6 protein-coding genes are annotated in these 6,297 nt (G+C 62.1%); all 6 read left to right on the plus strand.

The features are described from left to right. Positions 1–82 precede the first annotated feature (82 nt). Positions 83–847, plus strand: coding sequence for an MlaE family ABC transporter permease (locus tag WBF82_RS20515; protein ID WP_424384777.1), 765 nt, complete (start codon positions 83–85; stop codon positions 845–847). A 7-nt stretch (positions 848–854) separates the two neighbouring features. Beyond that, positions 855–1,697 carry an MlaE family ABC transporter permease gene (locus WBF82_RS20520; protein ID WP_424384772.1) on the plus strand — a complete coding sequence of 281 codons (843 nt, stop codon included), beginning with the start codon at positions 855–857 and terminating at the stop codon, positions 1,695–1,697. 7 nt (positions 1,698–1,704) lie between these two features. After that, positions 1,705–2,913 carry an MCE family protein gene (locus WBF82_RS20525; protein WP_424384773.1) on the plus strand — a complete coding sequence of 403 codons (1,209 nt, stop codon included), beginning with the start codon at positions 1,705–1,707 and terminating at the stop codon, positions 2,911–2,913. Beyond that, entirely contained in the window at positions 2,913–3,965 is a 1,053-nt protein-coding gene (locus WBF82_RS20530) for an MCE family protein (protein WP_424384774.1), read from the plus strand. Before WBF82_RS20525 ends, WBF82_RS20530 begins: the two co-directional genes overlap by 1 nt. After that, the gene (locus WBF82_RS20535) at positions 3,955–5,025 is read left to right on the plus strand and encodes an MCE family protein (RefSeq protein ID WP_424384775.1); all 1,071 of its coding nucleotides are present in this window, start codon (positions 3,955–3,957) and stop codon (positions 5,023–5,025) included. Before WBF82_RS20530 ends, WBF82_RS20535 begins: the two co-directional genes overlap by 11 nt. Next, the coding region (locus WBF82_RS20540; RefSeq protein ID WP_424384776.1) for a virulence factor Mce family protein at positions 5,022–6,297 on the plus strand (1,276 nt) is incomplete at its 3' end. The genes WBF82_RS20535 and WBF82_RS20540, both read left to right, overlap by 4 nt.

A 6,297-nucleotide genomic window follows, 5' to 3' on the forward strand; every position in this document is an offset into this window, starting at 1 on the left:
CAAAGAAGTCAAGGCGCGCCAACCGGGGATGCAGAGCTTCGCTCTGAGCTTGCAGGCACCCCGCGCGAGAAGGGATACCAGGTTGATCGAACAGCTCGCGGTCCCGGCTCGGGCCGTGGGCGGGTTCGTAGAAATGGCGCTGGAAACCTTCCGCGCGATATTTCGTCGACCCTTTCAGTTCCGCGAGTTTCTCGACCAGACGTGGATGATCGCCCGAGTCTCACTGGTCCCCACCCTGCTGGTCGCCATCCCGTTCACCGTCCTGGTGGCCTTCACACTCAACATTCTCCTTCGCGAGATCGGCGCCGCCGACCTGTCCGGGGCGGGCACCGCATTCGGCACCATCACCCAGCTCGGACCCGTCGTCACCGTGTTGGTGGTGGCCGGAGCGGGCGCCACCGCGATCTGCGCCGACCTGGGCGCCCGCACCATCCGTGAGGAAATCGACGCGATGCGGGTGCTGGGCATCGATCCGATCCAGCGCCTGGTGGTGCCCAGGGTGCTGGCGTCGACGTTCGTCGCACTGCTACTGAACGGACTGGTTTCGGCGATCGGTATCGCCGGCGGCTACGTGTTCTCCGTCCTGCTGCAGGGCGTCAACCCGGGTGCCTTCGTCAACGGGCTGACCGTGCTCACCCACCTCGGCGAGCTAGTGCTCTCTGAAATCAAGGCATTGTTGTTCGGCGTGGTCGCCGGCCTCGTCGGCTGCTATCGCGGCCTGACCGTCAAGGGCGGACCAAAGGGTGTGGGCAACGCGGTCAACGAGACGGTCGTGTATGCGTTCATCTGCCTGTTCGTGATCAACGTGATCATGACGGCAATCGGCGTTCGAGTGCTGAGCCGGTGAGCCGCACATGAGTTACGACGCCTCGCTACGCTTCCGCCGTTTTTTCTCCCGCTTAGGCGGGCCGGTCGACAATTTCGGCGAGCAGGCGCTGTTCTACGGCGAGTCGATGCGTTACATCCCCAACGCGCTCACCCGCTACCGGAAAGAGACGATCCGGCTTATCGCCGAGATGACGATGGGCACTGGGGCGTTGGTTCTGATCGGCGGAACAGTCGGTGTCGCAGCGTTTTTGACGTTGGCGTCCGGCGGTGTGATCGCGGTACAGGGTTACGAATCGTTGGGCAACATCGGCATCGAGGCGTTGACCGGATTCCTGTCGGCGTTCCTCAACGTTCGCATCGTCGCCCCGGTAGTGGCCGGAATCGCGTTGGCCGCCACCATCGGCGCCGGTACCACCGCCCAGCTGGGAGCGATGCGGGTTGCCGAGGAAATCGACGCGATCGAGTCGATGGCCGTGCACTCGGTGTCGTATCTGGTATCCACGCGACTCATCGCCGGTCTCATCGCAATCGTTCCGCTGTATTCGCTGGCGGTGCTGGCGTCGTTTTTCGCCGCACGGTTCACCACGGTGTTCATCAACGGGCAGTCGGCCGGTTTGTATGACCACTACTTCAATACGTTTCTGATACCCACCGATCTGCTGTGGTCGTTCCTGCAAGCCATCGTGATGTCGATTGGAGTGATGCTGATCCATACGTACTACGGCTACAACGCTTCTGGCGGTCCGGTGGGTGTCGGTCTGGCGGTCGGCCAAGCCGTACGGACGTCGCTCATCGTCGTCGTTGTCATTACTTTGTTCATCTCGCTGGCTGTCTACGGCGCATCCGGTAATTTCAACCTTTCCGGGTAGGGGGACGATGGCAAGCACCGGGGCGCAACGCACACACGTCAGGCTGGCAGCGGCGCTGCTGGCCTGTGTGTTGGCGGCCTTTGTGGTGCTGACCTACCTGTCCTACACCTCGTTTTTTTCCTCGTTCGACATCGACACCGTCACCGTCACCGCGCCGCGCGCCGGGCTGGTGATGGACCGCGGCGGAAAGGTCAAGTACCGCGGCATCCAGATCGGCAAGGTCGACAACATCAGCTACACCAACAACCAGGCGCAGCTGACGTTGGCGATCGACAGCGGCGAGCTGCGCTACATTCCGGCCAATGCGCCGGTCCACATCGCCAGCAACACGATTTTCGGCGCCAAGTCGGTGGAGTTCATACCACCCAAGTCACCGTTGACGACCCCGCTTCGTCCCGGCGCCCATCTGGCCGCCTCGGCGGTTTCGCTGGAAGTCAACACACTGTTTCAGTCGCTCACCGACTTGCTGCACAAGATCGACCCGGTCGAGCTGAACGGGACGTTGAGCGCGCTGGCCGAGGGTCTGCGCGGACACGGCAACGACCTGGGGGCGCTGCTGTCGGGACTGAATACCCTTACGCGGCAGACGAATCCGCTGCTACCGACTTTGCAGCAGGATCTCCGGAAGACGGCTACGGTGTCCAACATCTACGCCGACGCGGCACCTGATCTGGTCACCGTGTTCAACAACACGCCAACGATCGCCCGAACGGTCGTGGATCAGCAGAGCAACTTGAACCAAAGCCTGCTGGCGGCGATCGGGTTGTCCAACAACGCCTATGACACGTTGGCGCCGGCCGAGCCGAATCTCATCGCCGCCCTCAAACGGCTGCGGGCCCCGCTGAAAGTCGCCGGCGACTACTCCCCGGAATTCGGCTGCATGTTCGCCGGGATCCAGCGCGGTATCCAGGAATTCGCCCCGGTGCTCGGTGTCAGAAAAGCCGGCTTGTTCACGTCCTCGAGTTTCATCTTGGGCGCTCCGTCATACACCTATCCCGAGAGCCTGCCAATCGTCAACGCTTCTGGTGGCCCGAATTGCCGTGGGCTGCCTGACATTCCGACTAAGCAGAGCGGCGGGTCCTGGTACCGCGCGCCGTTCCTGGTGACCGACAATGCCAACATCCCTTACGAGCCGTTCACTGAAATGCAGGTGGACGCACCCTCGACGCTGCAGTGGCTATTCCACGGCTCGTTCGCAGAACGGGATGATTTCTGATGGCCGACGGGGGTTACGAGTCACACCGCTCGATGCTGGTGAAGGTCGGCATCTTCACTGTCAGCATGCTGTTGGTGGCCGTCGGGCTGGTGGTGATATTCGGGGAGTTCCGGTTCGGTCCGTCAAATACCTACCACGCCAACTTCATCGACGCGACGCGGTTGAAGGGGGGCCAGAAGGTCCGGATCGCGGGAGTACCGGTGGGGGCGGTCAAGGACGTCAAGCTCAACCCGAACAACACCGTGGACGTGGCTTTCACAGTGGACAAGCGCTACACCCTGTACTCGTCGACGCGGGCAGTGATCCGTTACGAGAACCTCGTTGGCGACCGGTTTTTGGAGATCACCTCGGGTCCGGGTGAACTGCGCAAGCTCCGGCCAGGCGGGACCATCGATCAGCAGCACACTGCGCCGGCACTGGATCTCGATGCGCTTCTCGGCGGCCTGCGGCCGGTGCTGAAGGGCTTGGACGCCAACAAGATCAACACGATCAGCAGCTACGTGATCGAGCTGTTGCAGGGTCAGGGCGGAGCGCTGTCCAATCTGCTGGCCAACACCAATTCATTCGGGTCGACGCTGGGTGCCCGCGACCAGGTGATCGGCGACGTGATCAACAACCTCAATGCCGTACTAACCACCGTCGACGCCAAAGGGGCGCAGTTCTCAACCAGCGTCGACGAGCTGCAGAAACTGATCACAGGGTTGGCGCAGGGACGCGATGCAATCGCTGGCGCTATCCCGCCGCTGGCCTCGACGACTTCGGATCTGACGGAGTTTCTGAAACGCGGACGCCGGCCCTTGCAGGGCAACATCGAAAACATCCGACCGATTGCCACAGAGATCACCGATCGGCTGCCCGAGGTGAACAACGACATCGAGCAACTCGGCGAGGACTACCTGCGGCTGTCCGCACTCGGCGCCTACGGGGCGTACTTCAACATCTACTTCTGCTCGGTGTCGCTCAAGATCAACGGGCCGGCAGGCAGCGACATCCTGATTGGAATGGGCGGGCAGCCCGATCCGAGCAAGGGGAGGTGCGCTTTTGCAAAGTAAGCCAAATCGCAGACAAGACCGGGACCCGCTCCGCACCGGCATCTTCGGTGTAGTCCTTGTGTTCTGCGTCGTGTTGGTTGCGTTCGGCTACACCGGGCTACCATTCTGGCCGCAGGGCCGGCAATACACCGCCTACTTCAGCGACGCCGGCGGGCTCGCCCCTGGAAACGACGTCTACGTATCGGGGATCAAGGTCGGTCAGGTGCAATCGCTGGGGCTGGCCGGCGACACCGCCAAGGTGACATTTACCGTCAATCGTCACGTCAATGTCGGCAATCAATCGCTCGCGGCGATTCGCACCGAGACAATCCTGGGTCAACGGTCGATCGCGGTGACTCCGGCAGGCACTGGTACCGCCACCACGATCCCGCTGAGCCGGACCACGACACCGTATGCCTTGGGCTCTGCGCTGGAGGATTTGGGCGCCAACGCAGGCGATTTGGATAAACCCCAGTTCGAGAAGTCATTGCAGGTTCTCACCGCCGCCCTGCACGACGCCACCCCGCAACTACGCGGCGCGCTGGACGGGGTGACATCGCTGTCTCGCACGTTGAACCGCCGCGACGAGGCGTTGGAAAGCCTGCTGGCACATGCCAAGTCGGTGACAGGCATACTCGCCGAGCGCGCCGGTCAGGTCAACAAGCTGATCCAAGACGGCACCCAGCTGTTCGGCGCGCTGGATGCGCGCCGCGCCGCGCTGGCGGAGCTTATCGGGGGCATCGATGATGTCTCCCAACAACTTTCCGGCTTCGTAGCCGATAACCGCAAGGAATTCGGCCCTGCACTGAGCAAGCTCAACACCGTACTGGACGACCTCAACGAGCGTCGCGACTACATCAGCGAGGCGCTAAAACGTTTGCCCCCGTATGCGACCACGCTCGGCGAAGTGGTCGGCTCCGGACCGGGGTTCAACGTGAACGTCTACGGCGTGGTACCGACGCCCATAGTCGGAATGATGTTCGACGCCGTATTCCAGCCGGGCAAACTTCCGAACAGCTTCGCGGACTACCTGCGCGGAATGGTGCAGGAGCGGTGGAAGATAAGGCCGCAGTCGCCATGACCGTATTCTCTGCGATCAAGGAACGTCGCCGCGGAACGCGGCTGGCGCTCGCCGTACTGCTTGCCGTTTTCCTCGCGGTGGGTGCGTATTTAGTGTGGCCCGCCCGGCACGGCAACAAGATCGTTGGCTACTTCACCTCAGCGGTCGGGCTCTATCCCGGAGACCAGATCCGTGTTGTCGGCGTACCGGTCGGCAAGATCGAGTCGATCGAACCGCGTGCAGAGGACGTCAAGGTCACCATGTCGGTAGACCGAGACGTCAAGATTCCTCAGGGCGCCAAGGCGGTCATCATGGCACCCAACCTGGTTGCAGCCCGCTACATCCAGCTCGCCCCGGCCTACACCGGCGGACCCGCGATGCCCGACGGTGCAAGCATTGAGCTGTCTCGCACTGCGGTGCCGGTGGAATGGGATGAGGTCAAACAGGCACTCAGCGATCTGGCCAAACAGCTGAGTCCCACGGCCGGACAGATGCAAGGACCGCTCGGCAAGGCGATCAACCAGGCTGCAGACACCTTCAACGGCACCGGAGACTCATTCCACAACGCGCTCCGCGAGCTGTCCCAAGCGGCCGGCCGGCTGGGTGATTCGCGCACCGACATCTTCGGAACGGTCAAAAATCTCCAAGTACTGGTCGGTGCGCTGTCGTCGAGCAACGAACAAATCGTCGCGTTCTCCGGCCACGTGGCATCGGTGTCACAGGTGCTCGCCAAGAGCTCAACTCACCTCGACCACACTTTGGCCACGCTCAACCAGGCGCTGGTGGATGTCAAAGGGTTTTTGCAGCAGAACAACTCGACGCTGATCGGAACCGTCGACAAGCTCAATGACTTAACCAAAGTGTTGAGTGATCAGAGCGAGGACATCGAGCAGGTGCTGCACGTGGCGGGACCCGGAATCGCCAACTTCTACAATATCTACGACCCTGCCCAGGGCACGTTGAACGGCCTGATATCAATTCCCGAATTCTCAAACCCGGTGCAGTTCATCTGTGGCGGCTCCTTTGAGACCGCCGCCGGGCTGTCCGCACCGGACTACTACAAGCGCGCCGAAATCTGCCGGGAGCGGTTGGGGCCGCCGCTACGCCGGCTGACATTCAACTACCCGCCGATCATGTTCCATCCGATCAACGCGATCACCGCGTACAAGGGTCAGATCATCTACGACACGCCGGCCACCCAGGCCAAGGCGCAGACACCGATTCCAGACCTGAAATGGGTTCCGGCGCCGGGGGTTCACCCGCCCAGCCCGACAGACCTGCAGGCCTTATTGG

It is taken from the genome of Mycobacterium sp. (genome assembly GCF_049673265.1).
GTDB lineage: Bacteria > Actinomycetota > Actinomycetes > Mycobacteriales > Mycobacteriaceae > Mycobacterium.